General features: G+C 67.9%; 18 protein-coding genes. 14 read left to right on the top strand and 4 right to left on the bottom strand.

Annotation, left to right across the window (positions count from 1 at the left end):
- Positions 1–31 precede the first annotated feature (31 nt).
- From BLQ74_RS16580 to BLQ74_RS16525, 12 genes are all read left to right on the top strand, one after another.
- Entirely contained in the window at positions 32–406 is a 375-nt protein-coding gene (locus BLQ74_RS16580) for a hypothetical protein (protein WP_090264106.1), read from the top strand.
- 198 nt (positions 407–604) lie between these two features.
- Positions 605–1,615, top strand: a complete 1,011-nt coding sequence (locus BLQ74_RS16575; RefSeq protein WP_090264104.1) for a methionine ABC transporter ATP-binding protein — start codon at positions 605–607, stop codon at positions 1,613–1,615.
- Complete coding sequence (locus BLQ74_RS16570; protein ID WP_090264102.1) at positions 1,612–2,277, top strand: methionine ABC transporter permease; 666 nt, start codon at positions 1,612–1,614, stop codon at positions 2,275–2,277. The genes BLQ74_RS16575 and BLQ74_RS16570 overlap by 4 nt, the downstream gene beginning before the upstream one ends.
- A gap of 73 nt (positions 2,278–2,350) precedes the next feature.
- Positions 2,351–3,133 (top strand): MetQ/NlpA family ABC transporter substrate-binding protein, encoded by a 783-nt coding sequence (locus tag BLQ74_RS16565; protein ID WP_090264100.1) that lies wholly within the window; start codon positions 2,351–2,353, stop codon positions 3,131–3,133.
- A 357-nt stretch (positions 3,134–3,490) separates the two neighbouring features.
- Positions 3,491–4,303 (top strand): energy transducer TonB, encoded by an 813-nt coding sequence (locus tag BLQ74_RS16560; protein ID WP_090264098.1) that lies wholly within the window; start codon positions 3,491–3,493, stop codon positions 4,301–4,303.
- Between the two features lie 37 nt (positions 4,304–4,340).
- Positions 4,341–5,057, top strand: a complete 717-nt coding sequence (locus BLQ74_RS16555) for a MotA/TolQ/ExbB proton channel family protein (protein WP_090264096.1) — start codon at positions 4,341–4,343, stop codon at positions 5,055–5,057.
- Between the two features lies 1 nt (position 5,058).
- The gene (locus BLQ74_RS16550) at positions 5,059–5,460 is read left to right on the top strand and encodes an ExbD/TolR family protein (protein ID WP_090264094.1); all 402 of its coding nucleotides are present in this window, start codon (positions 5,059–5,061) and stop codon (positions 5,458–5,460) included.
- Positions 5,461–5,594: 134 nt separating this feature from the next.
- On the top strand, positions 5,595–6,212 hold the full coding sequence (locus BLQ74_RS16545) for a glutathione S-transferase C-terminal domain-containing protein (protein WP_090264092.1): 618 nt from the start codon (positions 5,595–5,597) through the stop codon (positions 6,210–6,212).
- 27 nt (positions 6,213–6,239) lie between these two features.
- Positions 6,240–7,301 carry an AraC family transcriptional regulator gene (locus BLQ74_RS16540; protein ID WP_090264090.1) on the top strand — a complete coding sequence of 354 codons (1,062 nt, stop codon included), beginning with the start codon at positions 6,240–6,242 and terminating at the stop codon, positions 7,299–7,301.
- A 148-nt stretch (positions 7,302–7,449) separates the two neighbouring features.
- Positions 7,450–9,786, top strand: coding sequence for a TonB-dependent receptor (locus BLQ74_RS16535; protein ID WP_425287503.1), 2,337 nt, complete (start codon positions 7,450–7,452; stop codon positions 9,784–9,786).
- Positions 9,787–9,793: 7 nt separating this feature from the next.
- A complete protein-coding gene (locus BLQ74_RS16530; protein ID WP_090264085.1) occupies positions 9,794–11,119 on the top strand; it encodes an LLM class flavin-dependent oxidoreductase in 1,326 nt (441 codons plus the stop codon).
- 106 nt (positions 11,120–11,225) lie between these two features.
- Positions 11,226–11,873: a gamma-glutamylcyclotransferase gene (locus tag BLQ74_RS16525; RefSeq protein ID WP_090264083.1), complete on the top strand. Its 648-nt coding sequence runs from the start codon at positions 11,226–11,228 to the stop codon at positions 11,871–11,873.
- A gap of 1 nt (position 11,874) precedes the next feature.
- On the opposite strand, the gene BLQ74_RS16520 is transcribed toward BLQ74_RS16525, so the two are convergent.
- On the bottom strand, positions 11,875–12,090 hold the full coding sequence (locus BLQ74_RS16520) for a DUF3079 domain-containing protein (protein WP_090264081.1): 216 nt from the start codon (positions 12,088–12,090) through the stop codon (positions 11,875–11,877).
- Between the two features lie 192 nt (positions 12,091–12,282).
- On the opposite strand from BLQ74_RS16520, the gene BLQ74_RS16515 reads away from it, so the two are divergent.
- The gene (locus BLQ74_RS16515) at positions 12,283–12,864 is read left to right on the top strand and encodes an alpha/beta hydrolase (protein WP_090264078.1); all 582 of its coding nucleotides are present in this window, start codon (positions 12,283–12,285) and stop codon (positions 12,862–12,864) included.
- Between the two features lie 102 nt (positions 12,865–12,966).
- On the opposite strand, the gene fusA is transcribed toward BLQ74_RS16515, so the two are convergent.
- The 3 genes from fusA to BLQ74_RS16500 form a co-directional block, all read right to left on the bottom strand.
- A complete protein-coding gene (gene fusA / locus BLQ74_RS16510) occupies positions 12,967–15,012 on the bottom strand; it encodes an elongation factor G (RefSeq protein ID WP_090264076.1) in 2,046 nt (681 codons plus the stop codon).
- An 864-nt stretch (positions 15,013–15,876) separates the two neighbouring features.
- The gene (locus BLQ74_RS16505; protein WP_090264074.1) at positions 15,877–16,923 is read right to left on the bottom strand and encodes a threonine aldolase family protein; all 1,047 of its coding nucleotides are present in this window, start codon (positions 16,921–16,923) and stop codon (positions 15,877–15,879) included.
- Between the two features lie 152 nt (positions 16,924–17,075).
- Positions 17,076–17,735, bottom strand: coding sequence for a hypothetical protein (locus BLQ74_RS16500; protein ID WP_090264071.1), 660 nt, complete (start codon positions 17,733–17,735; stop codon positions 17,076–17,078).
- A 178-nt stretch (positions 17,736–17,913) separates the two neighbouring features.
- Between BLQ74_RS16500 and BLQ74_RS16495 the strand changes: the two genes are divergently transcribed.
- On the top strand, positions 17,914–18,224 hold a 311-nt coding region (locus BLQ74_RS16495), incomplete at its 3' end, for a serine dehydratase beta chain (protein WP_280139870.1).

Here is an 18,224-nt window from a genome sequence, read left to right as displayed (position 1 = left end):
GCGATTTTTTGATCAATCGAGAGCCCTAGGCATGAAGTCCGTTGCCATCCGCCTGTTATCCCTGCTCTGCCTCGCGCTGTTCCTTGGCGCCTGTCAGACCACCGCCCCCGAGGCACCCGCCGCGGGCTCCTTCGAGGCTGCCCTGGCCGCCGGCCAACTGGAAACCGCGCAGCTGCGACTGGGCCAGGAGCACGAGAACGCCGCGCAATTGGCCGAGCGCCGCCAGCGCCTCGCCGACGCCTACCTGAAGCGCGGCTGCACGGCCCTGCAACGTGGCGACGTCAACGGCGCCAGCAGCGCCCTGGCCCGCGCCCGCTCGCTGATGCCGCGCGCCCCGGCGCTGGCCGCCGACGTGCAAGGCATCGGCCATCCGAGCAACGGCAACACACTCAAGTGCGCGCCCTGAAGCCGCTCTCGCCGCGCTCGCCCTGAGGGCGCGGCCCGCCTTATTTCCTTTCCGCCCGCCGCTTATCCGAACGAAGATTAATCAGCCATAAGAAAGCAGGTTAAAATGCACGGTTTTGGCTGACCGCCTACGCTCGTTGCCTGAGACCCTCGGCAACCGGCTGCGTCCCCACATCGCCGTACCCACAAGGTTCGCCACGTGATCGAATTCCACGACGTCCACAAGACCTACCGCGTCGCCGGCCGCGACATTCCGGCCCTGCAGCCGACCCGCCTGAACATCGAGGCGGGCCAGGTGTTCGGCCTGATCGGCCATTCCGGCGCCGGCAAGAGCACCCTGCTGCGCCTGATCAACCGCCTCGAGGAGCCCAGCGGCGGGCGCATCCTCGTCGACGGCGAAGACATTACCGCCCTCGACGCCGAAGGCCTGCGGCGCTTCCGCCAGCGCGTCGGGATGATCTTCCAGCACTTCAACCTGCTGGCCTCGAAGACCGTCGCCGAGAACATCGCCATGCCGATGAAGCTCGCCGGCAGCTTCAGCGCCAGCCAGATCACCGCGCGGGTCGACGAACTGCTCAAGCGCGTGGGCCTCGAAGCCCATGCGCGCAAGTATCCGGCGCAGCTCTCCGGCGGCCAGAAGCAGCGCGTCGGCATCGCCCGCGCCCTGGCCTGCGGGCCCAAGTTGCTGCTCTGCGACGAGGCCACCAGCGCCCTCGACCCGCAGACCACCGGCCAGGTCCTGCAACTGCTGGCGGAGATCAACCGCGAGCTGAACCTGACCATCGTGCTGATCACCCACGAGATGGACGTGATCCGCCGGGTCTGCGACCGCGTCGCGGTGATGGACGGCGGACGCATCGTCGAGCAGGGCGCTGTCGCCGACGTCTTCCTACACCCGCAGCATGAAACCACGCGGCGCTTCGTCTTCGAGGCCGAACGGGTCGACGAGGACGAGCAGCACGACGACTTCGCCCACGTGCCCGGACGCATCCTGCGCCTGACCTTCCGCGGCGAAGCCACCTACGCCCCGCTGCTGGGCACGGTGGCGCGGCAGACCGGCGTCGACTACAGCATCCTCGCCGGGCGCATCGACCGCATCAAAGACCAGCCCTACGGCCAACTGACCCTGGCCCTGGTCGGCGGCGACATGGACGCCGCCCTCGCCCAATTGAATGCCGCCGAGGTGCATGTGGAGGTTCTGCGCGGATGAGCGACTTCTTTGCCAACATCGACTGGTCGGAAATCCTCCAGGCCAGCCTGGATACCTTCTGGATGCTCGGCGGCTCGCTGCTGTTCACCATCCTCCTCGGCCTGCCGCTGGGCGTGCTGCTGTTCCTCAGCGGCCCCCGGCAGTTGTTCGAGAACCGCGCGATCTACGCCCTGCTGTCGTTCGTGGTGAACGTGCTGCGCTCGCTGCCGTTCATCATCCTGCTGATCGTAATGATCCCCTTCACGGTGCTCATCACCGGCACTTCGCTGGGCGTCGCCGGGGCTATCCCGCCGCTGGTAGTGGGCGCCACGCCGTTCTTCGCACGGCTGGTGGAGACAGCGCTGCGCGAGGTCGACAAGGGCATCATCGAGGCGACCCAGGCCATGGGCGCCACCACCCGCCAGATCATCTGCAACGCCCTGCTGCCGGAAGCCCGCCCGGGCATCATCGCCGCCATCACCGTGACTGCCATCACCCTGGTGTCCTACACCGCGATGGCCGGCGTGGTCGGCGCCGGCGGCCTCGGCGACCTGGCCATCCGCTTCGGCTACCAGCGCTTCCAGACCGACGTGATGGTGGTCACCGTGATCATGCTGCTGGTGCTCGTGCAGGTCCTGCAGACCGTCGGCGACAAGCTGGTGGTGCACTTTTCCCGCAAATGAGCGTCCCGGCCTGTTATCCACAGGCCGAGCGTTCCCGAAGAAGAAAACGGAACAAGCCCAAAAGGAGCCGACCATGAAAAAACTGCTTGCCGCCTTCGCCGCCGCCGCGGCGTTCTCCGCCCCCCTGACCCAGGCCGCCGAGACCCTGAGCGTGGCCGCCACGCCGGTGCCGCACGCGGAAATCCTCAACTTCGTCAAACCCATCCTGGCCAAGGAAGGGGTGGAGCTGAAGGTCAAGGAGTTCACCGACTACGTGCAGCCCAACACCCAGGTCGCCGAGAAGCACCTGGACGCCAACTTCTTCCAGCACCAGCCGTACCTGGATGAGTTCAACAAGAGCAAGGGCACCAACCTGGTCGCTGTCACCGGCGTGCACATCGAGCCGCTGGGCGCCTACTCCAGCAAGTACAAGAAGCTCGACGAGCTGCCCTCCGGCGCCACCGTGGCCATCCCCAACGACGCCACCAACGGCGGCCGCGCCCTGCTGCTGCTGGACAAGGCCGGCCTGATCAAGCTGAAGGACAACAAGAGCATCACCGCGACGCCGAAAGACATCGTCGGCAACCCGAAGAACATCAAGGTGCGTGAGCTGGAAGCGGCCACCCTGCCGCGCGTGCTGGGCCAGGTCGACCTCGCCCTGATCAACACCAACTACGCCCTGGAAGCCAAGCTGAACCCGACCAAGGACGCCCTGGCCATCGAAGGCAGCGACTCGCCCTACGTGAACATCCTGGTCGCCCGTCCGGACAACAAGGACAGCGCCGCCATGCAGAAACTGGCCGCCGCCCTGCACAGCCCGGAGGTGAAGCAGTTCATCCTGGAGAAATACAAGGGCGCGGTGGTGCCGGCGTTCTGATCGCCGCCTGACCTGCCCCTCCCTGAAAAGCCCGGTCCATGACCGGGCTTTTTCATTGGCGCGCCACGCCGGATGGCTCTGCCACGGGCGTTCCAGCGCCGTTCCGGGCAGAAAAACACCAGCCTTTCACGCATATTTTCCATGCCCGGAAAGCATCGGTTCCCGCGCCAATCCAGCAAACCCGCGGCCCATGCGGCCTGCAGCGAAACGCCTGACCGACTTAGCTCTTATAGTTATTTCAATAATAAAAATAATTACTTCAAGAGATAAGCAAGCCCGCCAATCATTCAACTCCGTTCCCCGCACGACTCGCTCTGTTGCGCGGATCTTCATCGTAATGAAGCAAGGAGTTCGCCCATGGCCAATCCCCAGCACGCCGCAGCGCCGGACACGCTCCTGCGCCATGTGCCCGGCGGCGATCTGGTCGATCTCGGCCGGCCACTGCGCCAGGCCCTGCACGCCATCCGCCACGTTCCGGCGTCGGCGCGCGTGCTCAGTCGTCGCGAAGCGCTGCTGCTCGGCCTGCTGGTCCTGACCCTGCATGGCGCGACCGCCTACTGGCTGAGCCAGAAGCCCACCCCGGCGCTGCCGGACGTGCCGCCACAGGTGCCGCCGATGACCATCGAGTTCAGCGCGCCGACGCCGCCCGTGGTCGAGCCACCGCCCCCCGAGCCGGTGCCGCAGCCGGTGGTGGAAGAACCGCCGCCGCCAGTGGTCGACGAAAACGCGGTGAAACCGCCGCCGCCGAAACCGATTCCCAAACCCAAGCCGAAACCCGTGGCCAAGCCCAAGCCGACGCCCAAGCCGGTGGAACAGCCACCCGCCCCGCCGAAGGCCGAGGCACCCGCCGCCCCGCCGGCACCGCCCGCGCCCCCGGCGCCGGCGCCCGTGACGCCGCCGTCGGCCCACGCCGGCTACCTGCACAACCCGGCGCCGGAGTATCCGGCCCTGGCGCAGCGACGCGGCTGGGAAGGCACGGTGATGCTGCGCGTCCACGTCCTCGCCAGCGGCAGCCCGAGCGACATCCAGGTGCAAACCTCGAGTGGCCGCGAGGCCCTGGACCAGGCGGCGGTGAAAGCCGTGCAGCGCTGGAAGTTCGTGCCCGCCAAGCGCGGCGACGTGGCCCAGGACGGCTGGGTCAGCGTACCCATCGACTTCAAATTGAATTGAACCGAATCCGCGAGACCCTCGCGCAGGAGAGAACCCCATGAGTCTGCCCCTCAATCCCGTTGAATCCGTCGAAGGCGCCGTCATCTGGCTGCTGGCTGGCTTCTCCGTGCTGACCTGGACCCTGGCCCTGGTCAAAGGCATCCAGTTCAGCCGCCAGAAGGCCCAGGACCGCCGCTTCCAGAAGCAGTTCTGGAGCGCCACCAGCCTCGAATCGGCCGGCGAGCAAGCCGCCGGCAAGCCCGGGGCCGGCGCCCGCGTGGCCCAGGCCGGCTTCGCCGCCATTCAGGTACAGGACGGCGGCCAGCACGACCTGGCCCAGTCGATCAACCACCAGGACCGCCTGGAGCGTGCCCTGCGCCAACAGATCCAGCGTGAGCGGCGCTCCCTGGAGTCCGGCCTGGCGGTGCTCGCCTCGGTCGGCTCGACCTCGCCCTTCATCGGCCTGTTCGGCACCGTCTGGGGCATCATGGAAGCGCTCAAGGGCATCAGCGCCGCCGGTTCGGCGAGCCTGGAAACCGTGGCCGGCCCGATCGGCTCGGCGCTGGTCGCCACCGGGGTCGGTATCGCCGTCGCCGTGCCGGCGGTGCTGGTCTACAACTACTTCCTGCGCCGCCTCAAGCTGACCGCCGCCGACCTCGACGACTTCGCCCATGACTTCTACAGCCTGGCGCAGAAGAGCGCGTTCCGCCTGATCGTCCACCCCGCCGCGGCGAAGAAAACCGCCGCCGGCCAGAGCGTGAAGGAGGCGAGCTGAGATGGCCTTCTCGACCCAGGACAGCGACGAGGTTCTCTCGGAGATCAACGTCACCCCGCTGGTGGACGTCATGCTGGTGCTGCTGGTGGTGTTCATCGTCACCGCGCCGCTGCTGACCAACGCCATCCCGATCAACCTGCCGAAGACCGAGGCGGTGGCCCCGCCGGAGAAGAAGGACCCGCTGGTGGTGAGCATCGACGGCAGCGGCAAGTGGTTCATCAACAAGGACCCGATCCAGCCGGAGCTGCTGGAAAGCAACCTCGCCGCGGCCAAGGCCAAGGACAGCGAAATCCGCGTGCAGCTGCAGGCCGATGACGGTGTGAACTACGGCCAGGTCGCCAAGGCCATGGCGTCCATCGAGAAGGCCGGGATCACCAAGCTGGCCGTGATCACCGCGCGCTGAGCCAGGCTGTCAAACGCCTGCAACATGCGCGGCCTAAAACACAGGTCCACAACCGATTCACGTTTCAAGGCCGCTTTTCCAGATTCAGGCAGGGGAGAGCGGCCTTTTTTTATTCCTCGCTTCAGGAGCCTTGCATGACCACCCTGTACATTTCTCCCGGCGCCTGCTCGTTCGCCGCCCATGTGCTGGTCCACGAACTGGACCTGCCGATCCAGGTCGAGCGCGTCACCCTGCGCACCCCGGATTCGCCGATCTGGCGCATCAACCCGCTGGGCCGCGTGCCGGCGCTGCAACTGGACGACGGCACGCTGCTCAGTGAGAACGTCGCCATCCTGCCGTTCCTCGCCGACCTGCGCCCGGGCACGCCGCTGTTCGCCCCCGAAGGCAGCGTCGAGCGCGCGCAAATCCAGTCCTGGATCGGCTACCTGGCCAGCGAAGTGCACGCCGCCGCGCTGCGCCCGCTGAACCGCCCGGAACGCTACTCCGCCGACAGCGCTGCGCACCCCGGCATCCGCGCCCAGGCCCGGGTGCAACTGTTCAAGGCCGTCGAGCACATCGACCGCCACCTGACCGGACGCCAATGGCTGGTCGGCGAGCGCTTCACCATCGCCGACGCCTACCTCGGGGTGTTCGCCGGCTGGATCGGGCGCATCGGCGAAGAGTTCGACCAGTTGCGCGAACTCGCCCGCTTCCGCGAGGCCTACCGCGCGCGGCCGGCGGTGCAGCGCGCCGCGGCCGCCGAGGGGCTCTGAGCCCACTCCGCAGTGAGCGCTGCCCGCATGCACGCCGACACCATCGCCACCTGGGCCCAGGTCATCGCCCGGGCACTACAGGCTCGCGGGCATGACCCATTGCCCCTGCTGCGGGTCGCCGGTATCGATCCGGCGACCCTGCACGACTGCAATCTGCGCATCCCGCTGGAGCGCATGAGCGCTCTGTGGCGTGCCGCCGAACGCATCACCGGCGATGCCTGCTTCGGCCTGCAGGTGGCGGCGCACAGCCTGCCCACCGACTTCCACGGCCTGCTCTTCGCCATCCAGAGCAGTCCCACGGTGGGCGAGGCGCTCGACCGCGTGGTGCGCTTTTCCTCGGTGATCAGCACCTCCGGGCAGGTCAGCCTGGAGCACGGCCCCGACCACTGTCGGCTGCTCTACCGACAGATCGCCGGGGTGCAGGTCGAGCAGATGGCCACCGAGGCACTGATCGCCTCCGGGCTGCGCCATGCCACACCGATATGGGGCGGTCTGGACGTGGTGCGCCGCGTCCACCTGGCGCGCCCGCGCCCGGCCGATCCGCAGCGCTGGGAGGCACTGTTCGGCCTGCCAGTGTGCTTCGACGCCACGCACAACGCGGTGGACTATGAGCCAAGGCTGATCGAAATCCCCCTGCGCAGCGGCAACAGCGAACTGGCCTGCACCCTCGACAGCAGCCTGAGCCGTTATCTGGAACGCCTGTCGCGGCACGCTCTGCCGGAGCTGGTGCGCCGCTCGATCATCCGGCAGATGCCCAAGGGCGAAGTGCAACAGACGGTGGTCGCCGAGGAGCTGGGCATGAGCGTGCGCAACCTGCATCGCCACCTGCTGCGCCACGCCACCACCTTCAAGGAATTGCTCGACGACACCCGCCGCCAGTTGGCCTTCGACTACCTGCGGCAGTCGCACTGTTCGGTCAACGAAGTCTGCTACCGCTTGGGATTCAACGAGCCGAGCAGCTTCAACCGCGCCTTCCGCCGCTGGACCGGGGAAAGCCCCGGACAGTGGCGCCAGCGCGCCCTCGGTCAGGCCACGCGGGCGCCGAGCGGGCCGTCGGCACGCCCCGGCCCGCTGGCCCTGGCGGTCTGATCCGGGTTGTCCGGCCCGGACCATGGAATGTCCGGCAAAGCCCATCGCGATGCAGCACGCCTTCCTAGCATGGCCCTCCAGAGAGGCCCGAGCCTCCGTTGCCGACTCAATGCCGTGCGTGCCACGGCCCGCCATGCAAGGACATCCCATGAGCAGACTTACCCACCGCGCCGGCCGAGCGGGCCCGGCGCTCCATCCGTTGGCCCTGGCGCTGCTGCTGGCCAGCGCCTGCGCTGCCGCCGACGACGACGGCGCCGGCCAGGACAGCCGCGCGCCTGACGCCGTGAGCGGCGATGCCCTGCAAACGGTGACGGTGACCGCCCGCCGCCGCGAAGAGAACGCCCAGGACGTGCCGACACCGATCACCACCCTCAGCGGCGAAACCCTCGACAAGCAGCGCATCTACCGCCTGCAGGACCTGCAGCAGGCCCTGCCCAGCGTCAACGTCGCCTACATCCACGCGCGCCAGTCGAGCCTGGCGGTGCGCGGCATCGGCAACAACCCGGCCAGCGACGGCCTGGAGGGCTCCGCCGGGATCTACCTGGACAACGTCTACCTGGGGCGGCCGGGCATGGCGATATTCGATCTGCTCGACGTCGAACAACTGGATCTGCTGCGCGGTCCGCAGGGCACGCTGTTCGGCAAGAACACCACCGCCGGCGTGCTCAACATCACCACGCGCAAGCCGACCTTCACCCCGGAAAGCAGCGTCGAAGCCTCGGGCGGCGAAAACGGCTACTTCCAGGGCAAGGGCTCCTTCTCCGGGCCGCTGACCGATACCCTGGCCGGGCGCCTGTCGGTGTACCGCACCCGCGACGACGGCTTCCTGAACAACCTGGCCGACAACCGCACCCTGCTCGGCGGCGAGCGCGAGGGGCTGCGTGGGCAATTGCTGTTCAAGCCCGACGACGACTTCAGCCTGCGCTGGATCAACGAATACAACAGCGAGAACTCCACCCAGGGCAGCGGCGTGATCTACGGCGCCCCCGCGCTGTTCTGGAAGCGCGCCAGCCTGGTCGGCGCCAATCCGCTGCTCGGCCACGCCAACATCGACGGCCGGCAGAACGTCAGCGTGCATCAGAACGCCAGCTCGCTGGAGGCCAACTGGAACCTCGCCGGCGGCTTCACCCTGACCTCGATCAGCGCCTACCGCTACTGGCACTTCAACCCGGCCAACGATTCCGACCAGCTCAACGTCCCGGTGATCCGCGACCTCGGCTACGAAGTGCATGACCGCCAGTTCTCCCAGGAAATCCGCCTGGCCTCGCCCAGCGGCGGCGCCTTCGACTACGTGCTCGGCGCCTACGCCTTCAAGCAGGACCTCGGCAACCGCTACTTCACCGACCTCGGCCCGCTGGCCGACCTCGATCTGATCGGCGCCAACCTCAATGCGCTGAACAACGTCAGCAGCACCAGCTACGGCAAGATCGATACGCAGAGCTACGCGCTCTTCGCCCAGGGCACCTGGCACCTCACCGACAGGCTCGACTTCACCGCCGGCCTGCGTGGCACCTACGAAGAAAAGGACGCCAAGGTGCAACGCTACGCACCCGAAGGCGGTGCCGCGGTCCGCGGCCTGGCCGCCGCCGTGCGCGCCAGCCAGGCCGGCGCCTACGACTCCGGCGACCTGCACCTGCACAACGCCGCGCCCTCCGCGCTGCTCAGCCTCAGCTACCGGTTCGACGACAACCTGCTCGGTTACGCCTCGCTGTCCCATGGCGAGAAGTCCGGCGGGGTGAACCTCACCGTCGGCAGCGCCCCCAGCGCCGGCGCCGACTCGCTGCTGGTCGGCCCGGAACGCGCCAACGATGCCGAGCTGGGGATCAAATCGACCCTGTTCGACCGCCGCCTGCTGCTCAACGCCAACCTGTTCTGGACCGGCATCAACGGCTACCAGGCCACCACCTACTACCAGCCGCCGGGCTCGCTGACCGGCTTCCAGGTGCTGGCCAACGCCGGCAAGCTGCGCTCGCGCGGCCTGGAGTTCGAGGCCACCGCCCTGCCGTTCCGCGGCCTGACGCTGAATTTCAACGGCTCCTACAACGACGTCACCTACCTGTCGTTCAAGGACGCCCCGTGCCCGGCGGAGATCAGCACCCAGCCCGGCGCCCCGGCCACCTGCGACCTCAGTGGCAAGCGGGTGATGGGCGCCTCGAAATGGATCGCCAACCTCAACGGCGAATACCAGTGGCAACTCGAGGACCGCCTGCAGCCCTATGTGACCGCCAGCTACGCCTACCGCTCCGAAGCCGAAGGCACGCTGGACGACTCCGCCCTGTCGAAGATCCCCGGCTACGGCCTGGCCAACTTCTCCGTGGGCGTGCGCCGCGACCTCGGCGACGGCCAGCTGGACGCCTCCCTGTGGCTGAAGAACGCCTTCGACAAGGACTACTACCTGGCGGTGACCACTGCCTCCAACGGCCTCTATGTAGGCTCCCCTGGCCAGCCCCGCATGGCCGGCGTCACCCTGCGCTACGACTTCTGAGGCGAACATGAGCCAAGCACAGATCAAACTCGGCGCCTTCCTCATGGGCAGCGGCCACCACCTGGCCGCCTGGCGCCATCCCCGCGCCCACGCCGCCGCCCTGGACTTCCAGCACTACCTGCGCCTGGCCCGCACGGCCGAGCGCGGCAAGTTCGACAGCATCTTCTTCGCCGACAACCTGGCCCTGCTCGGCAGCCCGGAACTGGCCAGCCGCACCATCGGCGGCGAAGTCCTCGATCCGCTGGTGCTGCTCTCCGGGCTGGCCACCGCCACCGAACGCATCGGCCTGATCTCCACGGTCTCCACCAGCTACAACGATCCATACCTGCTGGCGCGCCGCTTCGCGTCGCTGGATCACCTGTCCGGCGGCCGCGCCGGCTGGAACCTGGTGACCTCGGCCACCGACCAGGAAGCCCACAACTTCGGCCGCGAACGGCACTTCGATCACGCCGAGCGCTACGCCCACGCCGAGGAGTTCATCGATGTCGCCCAGGGCCTGTGGGATAGCTTCGAGGACGACGCCTTTCTCCGCGACAAGGCCAGCGGGCGTTACTTCGACCCGCGCAAGCTGCATACCCTCGACCACCAGGGCACCTATTACCGCGTGCGCGGCCCGCTGAACCTGCCGCGTTCGCCGCAGGGCCGGCCGGTGCTGGTGCAGGCCGGCTCCTCCGAGCCGGGCCGCGAGCTGGCGGCGCGCACCGCCGAGGTGGTGTTCACCGCGCAGCAGACCCTGGCCGAGGCGCGCGCCTTCTACGGCGACCTCAAGGCACGCCTGGCCCGGTACGGGCGCCACGCCGAGCAACTGAAGATCATGCCGGGCATCTCGCCGGTGCTCGGACGCACCCAGAGCGAGGCGGAGGACCTCTACGCCGAGTTGCAGAACCTGGTCGAACCGTCACTCGGCCTCGGCCTGCTGTCGGGCATGGCCGGTGGCATCGACCTGTCCGCCTACCCGCTGGACGGACCGCTGCCGGCGCTGCCGGAAAGCAACGCGATGAAGAGCCGCCAGGCGCTATTCATCGAGCTGGCGCGCCGGGAGAACCTGACGATCCGCCAGCTGTATCTGAAGATCGTCGGCGCGCGCGGCCATTGCACGCTGGTCGGCACGCCGCTGCAGGTCGCCGACCACCTGGAGGAATGGTTCCGCGAAGGCGCGGCGGACGGCTTCAATATCATGCCGCCGCTGCTGCCGGAGGGACTGGATGCCTTCGTCGATCAGGTGGTGCCGGAGTTGCAGCGGCGCGGCCTGTTCCGCCGCGAGTACGAAGGCCGCACGCTGCGCGAGAACCTCGGACTGGAACGCCCGGCGCATGCTCCGCGAAACGGCTGAACGCCGCCGTTCGTCCGGGTAAAGGTGTCTTACGGACACAGCCCTTCAGTCAAACCCTTACATCCGCTAACTTTTCAGACAGCGTGAGGTAACTGGGGGGTTACGCATGACTAGCTCGACGGCATTGGACGGCCCCTTCTATCCACCGGCGCTGGGGGCGCCGGAACGGCTCAGCGCGGAGCAACTGCGCGCCTCGCTGGAAATCAGCATGGCCGAGCACGATGGTGGGCCGGTGTGGCTGTTCGCCTACGGTTCGCTGATCTGGCGCCCGGAATTCCCGGTGGCCGAGACGCGCCGGGCGCGCGTGCATGGCTATCACCGGGGTCTCTATCTATGGTCGCTGACCCACCGCGGTACCCCGGAAATGCCCGGCCTGGTGCTGGGCCTGGACCGCGGCGGTTCCTGCGCCGGCTTCGCCTACCGGCTGCCCGAAGAGGAACTCGACGCCAACCTCTTCGCCCTCTGGCAGCGCGAGATGCCCTACGCCTCCTACCGCCCGGAATGGCTCAGTTGCCGCCTGGACGACGGTAGCCGCGTGCGCGCCCTGGGCTTCGTCCTCGAACGCCACCTGCCCAGCTACGCCGGTTCGCTGCCGGACAGCATCGTGCAACGGGTGTTCGCCAGCGCCCAGGGGCACTTCGGCAGCACCCGCGATTACGTCGAGCAGACGGTCAACGCGCTACGCGCCTGCGCCATGCCCGATCTCAACCTGGAAGCCTTGCTGGCGCGCTGCTGCGGCAAGTCCGCGGACTGAATCAGCGCGCCGCGTCAGGCACCTGCGGCGGCGCCTCGGCTTCGGCCTCGAAGCCCCAGTCGCCGCTGGCCAGCCAGTCGTCGCCGAGGACTTCGCTGGGATGCTGGGTGCGGCTGGCGCCGTTGCCGCAGCCCATGGCCTCGGCCGGACAATAGCGATCGCAGCCCCAGCAGATGCGTTCGGGGTGTTTGGGATGCAGCGGGAAGCGTTTGGCCATGAGCTTATCCCCAGGCAAAGACAGTGCTTCGATTTAGCGCCCTGTCGCCGGGAATCGGCTTGCCGCAGGTCAAGCCGATCAACGAGCGACCGGCATAAGCATATAAAGAATAAGCAAAGTATTTTTTATTCCTTAATCAATCTAATCGCCGGCCTTACACTGCTCCCCGTCTTGATGCCGAGGGGTGAATCCATGCGTAACGAACGCGTCCGCTATGTGCTGGTGCCGGGCTGGCACGGCTCGGAAGAGGCGCATTGGCAGAGTCACTGGCAGCAGGCCCTGCCGAATGCCTCGCGGGTCGAGCAAGAGGACTGGATCACCCCGCGTCACGCCGACTGGGTGGCCGAACTGGATCGTGAAATCCGCCGCCTGCCGGGCCGCGTGGTGCTCATCGCCCACAGCCTGGGTTGCGTGACCGTTGCCTCCTGGGCGCGTCGCGCCGATCCGCGCGTGCGCTCCCAGGTCTCCGGCGCACTGCTGGTGGCGCCGGCGGACGTCGAGCGGGAAAGCTGCCACGCCGCGCTGCGCAATTTCGCCCCCATCGCACTGGACGCCCTGCCCTTCCCCAGCGTCTTGGTCGGCTCCGACAACGACCTCGCCTGCAGCCCGCAGCGCGCCCTGCAGCTGGGCCGCGCCTGGGGCGCCGAGACGCTGATCCTGCCGCAGGCCGGACACATCAACGTGAAATCCGGGCACGGCGCCTGGGAAGCCGGCTACCGCCACCTGTTCCGTCTGCAACACCTGATCGACCAGCAGGCCCGCCGCCGCGCCTGAGCGGCGCCGCTCGCCAAGCCGGCGCGCCCCGTCGGCTGGGGTTGAGGGCAGCGCGGCCCATGGGCCTGGACCTCGCGAACGCCCCCACCCAACGAATCGCGCTCAGTCTTCTTCCTGCGCCACCTTGTAGCCGCTGGCCAGGCGCTGCTGCACCTCTTGCGGCACGGCGCTGTAATGGCTGGCCTCGAGGTTGTAGACGCCCTGCCCGGCGGTGATCGATTTCAGCCGGTTGGCATAGCCCTCCAACTCCGCCAGCGGGACCTGCGCGCGCACCAGCGACAGGTGCGTCGACAGCGGTTCGGCGCCGAGCACCTGGCCACGGCGACCGGTGAGGTCGGCGGTGATATCGCCGAGCTTGGCTTCGGGCGCGGTCACCTGGACGTTGACGATCGGCTCCAGCACGATCGCCCCGGCGTTGCGCAGGGCATCGAGCATGGCCTTGCGCCCGGCGGCCTGGAAGGCGATGTCCTTGGAGTCCACCGAGTGGCTCTTGCCGTCGAAGACCGTGACCTTGATGTCCTCCACCGGGAAACCGGCCAGGGGGCCGGCGGCCAGCGCCGAGCGCACACCCTTCTCCACCGAGGGGATGAACTGCCCGGGAATCACCCCGCCCTTCACCGCATCGACGAACTCGAAGCCGCTGCCGCGCGGCAGCGGTTCGACGCGCAGGAACACCTCGCCGAACTGCCCGGCGCCGCCCGTCTGTTTCTTGTGCCGGCTGTGGCCGTCGGCCGCGCGCGTGGCGGTTTCCCGATAGGGCACGCTGGGCGGCCGGGTGCTCACCTCCAGCTTGTAGCCGCTGGTCAGGCGTTCGAGCAGATAGCGCAGGTGCAGCTCGCCCATGCCGCGCAGCACGGTTTCCTGGGTCGAGGCGTTGTAATCCAGGCGCACGCAGGGGTCCTCCACGCGCAGCCGTTGCAGCACCTCGGCCAAACGCTGCTCGTCGCCACGCCGGCTGGCCTCGATGGCCAGGCCCTGCATGGGCGTGGGGAAGTCCAGCGGCTGCAGGCGGATATGGTCCTCGTCGTGGGAGTCGTGCAGGACCACGTCGTATTCCAGCTCATCGACCTTGCTCAAGGCGCCGAAATCGCCAGGCAGCAGTTGCACCACCTCCTCGTGGCGCTTGCCCTGCAGCCGCAGCAGATGGCCGACCTTGAAGGCCTTGCGGCCATCGCCGGCGAACAACTGCATGTCACGGCGCAGGCTGCCCTGGTACACGCGGAACACCGCCAGGCGACCGACGAAGGGGTCGATCACCACCTTGAACACATGGGCCAGCACATGCGCCTGCGGATCGGGGCGGGAACGGAAGGCCTGCACCCGGCCCTGCTCGTCGACCCGTTCGAACAGCGGCGGATTGCCCTCGGTGGGATTCGGCGCCAGCCGCGCCAGCACCTCCAGCAGCTCGCCGACCCCGGCGCCACTGCGCGCCGAGACGAAACACAGCGGGATCAGGTGGCCCTCGCGCAGCGCGCGCTCGAAGGGCTCATGCAGCTCTTCCGGCTGGATCGCGCCCTGTTCCAGGTAACGCGCCATCAGCTCTTCGTCGACTTCGACGACCTGATCCACCAGGGCCTGGTGGGCATCCGCCACCGACGAGAAGTCGGCCTCGCCGGCCGGCGCGAAGAAGCAATCGGCCACCCGCGTGGCGCCAGCGGCCGGCAGGTTGAGCGGCAACACTTCCTTGCCGAACGCCTCGCGCAGGTCGGCGAGCAGGCTCGGCAGATCGACGCGTTCGGCGTCGATCTTGTTCACCACCAGCATCCGGCACAGCCCGCGCTCGGCGGCCCAGGCCATCATCCGCCGGGTGCTCAGCTCGATGCCGTTCTGCGCATTGACCACCACCAGGGCGGTGTCCGCCGCCGCCAACGCCGGCAGGGCATGGCCGATGAAATCAGGCGCGCCGGGGGTGTCGATCAATTGGATATGGGTATCGGCGTAACTGAAGTGCGCCAGCGATGCGGACAGCGAATGGTGATACTCGCGCTCCAGCGGGTCGCCGTCACAGACCGTGTCGCCGCGCTCCAGCGAGCCCATGACCGGAATCGCCCCGCTGCGCTGCAGCAAGGCCTCCGCCAGCAGCGTCTTGCCACTGTCGCCATGCCCGACCAGGGCCACGCTGCGGATCTGTTCGACCGAATGACTCATGGGACACCTCCTGCCGCCGGGGTCTTCCGAAGTATAGGCAGGCGCCCGCCGAGCCCCTGGACAAAAAACACCCAAGCACACCGAGCCCTTGCCGGACGGGGCTCACAGCGGTTTGTCCACAGCCCTTGCACAGCATCCCTGCCGCTCGCCCCACAGGCATTGGGGAAAACCCATGGCGGCGGTCGGCGCGGATGCCTTGGCAGGGCCTATCGCTCATTCCCTGAGCAGAAGCTTCGCGGCCAGGCAGAGTCGGCTCAGGAGACATTTGCCGACAGCTTTTCCACAGCTTGTCCGGGAAATGCCCCACAGCCACTGTGGACAGTTCCGCCGAGGCTCGGTGCGAACAGGGGAAGCCATGAATATCAATGGCTTGGACGATTTTTCCGGCAGCGCTGGCGAAAAAACGCACAGCCCTTGGCGAGCCTCGCCAGGCGCCTTCGCGAGCCTCTTATCCACAGCCTGCCCACAGCGCCGCCAACAGTTTCCGGGGATAGCAGGGAACAGGCTGCGCAGGCTTGCCAGCGAAAAAAGCATGCACAGGCGCGCGGGCACGCCGCCGCAGACCATTGAGCAAAAAACGAACAGCTATCGGCAGGCAGCGAAGCGCCTGGGGTACAGCCCTTGGCACACAGTTTTTCCACAGGAAAGCCAAGGGCCGCTCCACAGCAGCTGTGGACGAACTCGCAAAGCGCCGGAATCCCCATGCAGCCCTTGCAGCGTCTGGCGTTCAGGGCTTTCATCGGGCGCCGTGAGGGACACCCGCGAGCGTGCCGCCCGCCCCTCTACCAAGAGCCTTGTCCACAGCCTGTGCACAGGCTGTCTACCGTTTTGTCCTGTGACTCGCGCGAGGCCGATGCCGGTGGCTCAAGCCGTCGCCATGACCTCGCGGATATCCTGCGCCAGCGCTTCGACCCGAGCGCTATCGCTATCCCAGGAGCACATGAAGCGCGCGCCGCCGGCACCGATGAAGGTGTAGAAGCGCCAGCCACGCTGACGCAGGGCCTCCAGCGCCGGCTCAGACATCTGCAGGAAGACGCCGTTGGCCTCCACCGGGAACATCAGACTCACACCGGGCACATCGGCGACCCGCTCGGCGAGCAGGCACGCGCACTGATTGGCGTGCCGCGCGTAGTAGAGCCAGGCGTCGTCCTGCAGCACACCGACCCAGGGCGCGGCGAGGAAGCGCATCTTCGAGGCCAGTTGACCGGCCTGCTTGCAGCGGTAGTCGAAGCCTTCGGCCAGCTCGCGCTTGAAGAACAGGATGGCTTCGCCCACCGCCATGCCGTTCTTGGTGCCACCGAAACAGAGCACCTCGACCCCGGCCTTCCAGGTCAGCTCGGCCGGCGACACGTCGAGCGCGGCGCAGGCGTTGGCGAAGCGCGCACCGTCCATGTGCAGGTGCAGGTCCAGCTCGCGGCAGGTCTCGCTGATCGCGCGCAGCTCGTCGGGGCGGTAGACGCTGCCGACCTCGGTGGCCTGGGTGAGGGTCACCACGCGCGGCTTGGGGTAGTGGATGTCCTGGCGCTTCAGGGCGATCTCGCGGATCGCCGCCGGGCTGAGCTTGCCCACGGCGTCGGTCTTGGCCAGCAGCAGCTTGGAACCGTTGGAGAAGAACTCCGGCGCGCCGCACTCGTCGGTCTCGACGTGGGCGGTCTCGGCGCAGATCACGCTGTGGTAGCTCTGGCACAGCGCGGCCAGGGCCAGGGAGTTGGCGGCGGTGCCATTGAAGGCGAAGAAGACTTCGCAATCGGTTTCGAACAACTGGCGGAAGTGATCGGCGGCGCGCGCGGTCCACTGGTCCTCGCCATAGGCGCGCTCATGGCCGCGGTTGGCCTCGGCCATCGCCGCCCAGGCTTCCGGGCAGATACCGGAATAGTTGTCGCTGGCGAATTGCTGGGAGTTGTCGAACATGGCTACGCCCTCGGAAGCGGAAATCCTCCAGGCAGCGTAGCGAAGTTCACTGCGGGCGGGGCCGCGGGGCTGCCGATCAGGCGAGGTGCCAGGGCATACCACCGCGAAGGTTGTACGCCCTGGTCGGAGCCCGGCCGCGGCGTTGCGCAGGCTCAGGGCAGCGCGGTCAGCTTCATCTGCTCGACGAAGGGCACGAACAGCTGGCGCATGGCCTGGGCGTTGCCGCCGTTGGGCTTGTCCGCGGAGCTGATGCTCAGCACGTAGCGGCTCTTGATCAGCCCGGTGAGGGTGGAAACGCCGCTCTCGCCCTTGGCGGGCGCGACGATCGCCAGCGGATCGCCCATGCGCGTGGTGTCGATCACCGGCAGGTAGTCCTCGCCGCCGAACTTGTCGGCGGTGCCGTTCTTCAGCGCGGCTTCGCGGGTGCTGTTGAGCAGGGTCAGGCTGGAGTGGGTCATCTCGCGCAGCTTGTCCTGGGCGCCACGGTAGGCGATGGCGGCATCGCTGTTGCCGTCCTGGGCCGGCGCCGGCATGCCGGTGTCGATCAGGCTGATTTCCAGGCGCTGGCTGCCGTCGGCCTTGCCGTAGACGACGCTGGCGTCGTTGTAGCCGCACTTGCGCGACAGGTAGGGGTAGCCGTACAGCGTGGCCATGGGCGGCAGGGCCTTTTCCAGCGGATGGCCGGTGCAGCTGTCGGCCGGTGCGGCGGCGGCCGCTGCCTTCTCGGTCTTGGTCTTGTCATCGCCACCGCCGCAGCCGTGGAGGGTCGCGCCGATCATCAGGGCGCTGAGCAGGATCAGGGAGCGTTTCATGGGGTTCTCGCAGGACGAAGAGCGCGCAGTTTAGCCGCTGCCAGCCTCGACGGGCAGCCGCCGGCGCTGGCGGATGGTCGGTGTCCAGGTGAATTTACGGGTCGGAAACGGACATTTTCTCTCGGCTGCGGGCGCGGACAATCGCTACCAGGCGTCAAGCGACTCGAGGAAGCCCGGCATGGCTATCAGTGTGTTCGACCTGTTCAAGATCGGTATCGGCCCATCCAGCTCGCATACGGTGGGGCCGATGCGCGCCGCCGCGCTGTTCATCGGCGCCCTGCGCGAGCGCCAGTTGCTCGCGCGCGTCGAGCGCCTCGAAGTGCGCCTGTACGGCTCGCTCTCCGCCACCGGCGTCGGGCACGGCACCGACCGCGCGGTGATCATGGGCCTGATGGGCGAGTGGCCGGACCGCATCGACCCGTCCCAGATCGCCCCGCGCATGGCCGCCCTGCTGGACAGCGGCGAACTGCACCTGGCCGGCGAACGGCG

Source organism: Pseudomonas panipatensis, assembly GCF_900099785.1.
Lineage (GTDB): Bacteria > Pseudomonadota > Gammaproteobacteria > Pseudomonadales > Pseudomonadaceae > Pseudomonas > Pseudomonas panipatensis.
Note: the sequence above shows the minus strand (reverse complement) of the source record. Positions and strands in the feature narration are given on the sequence as shown.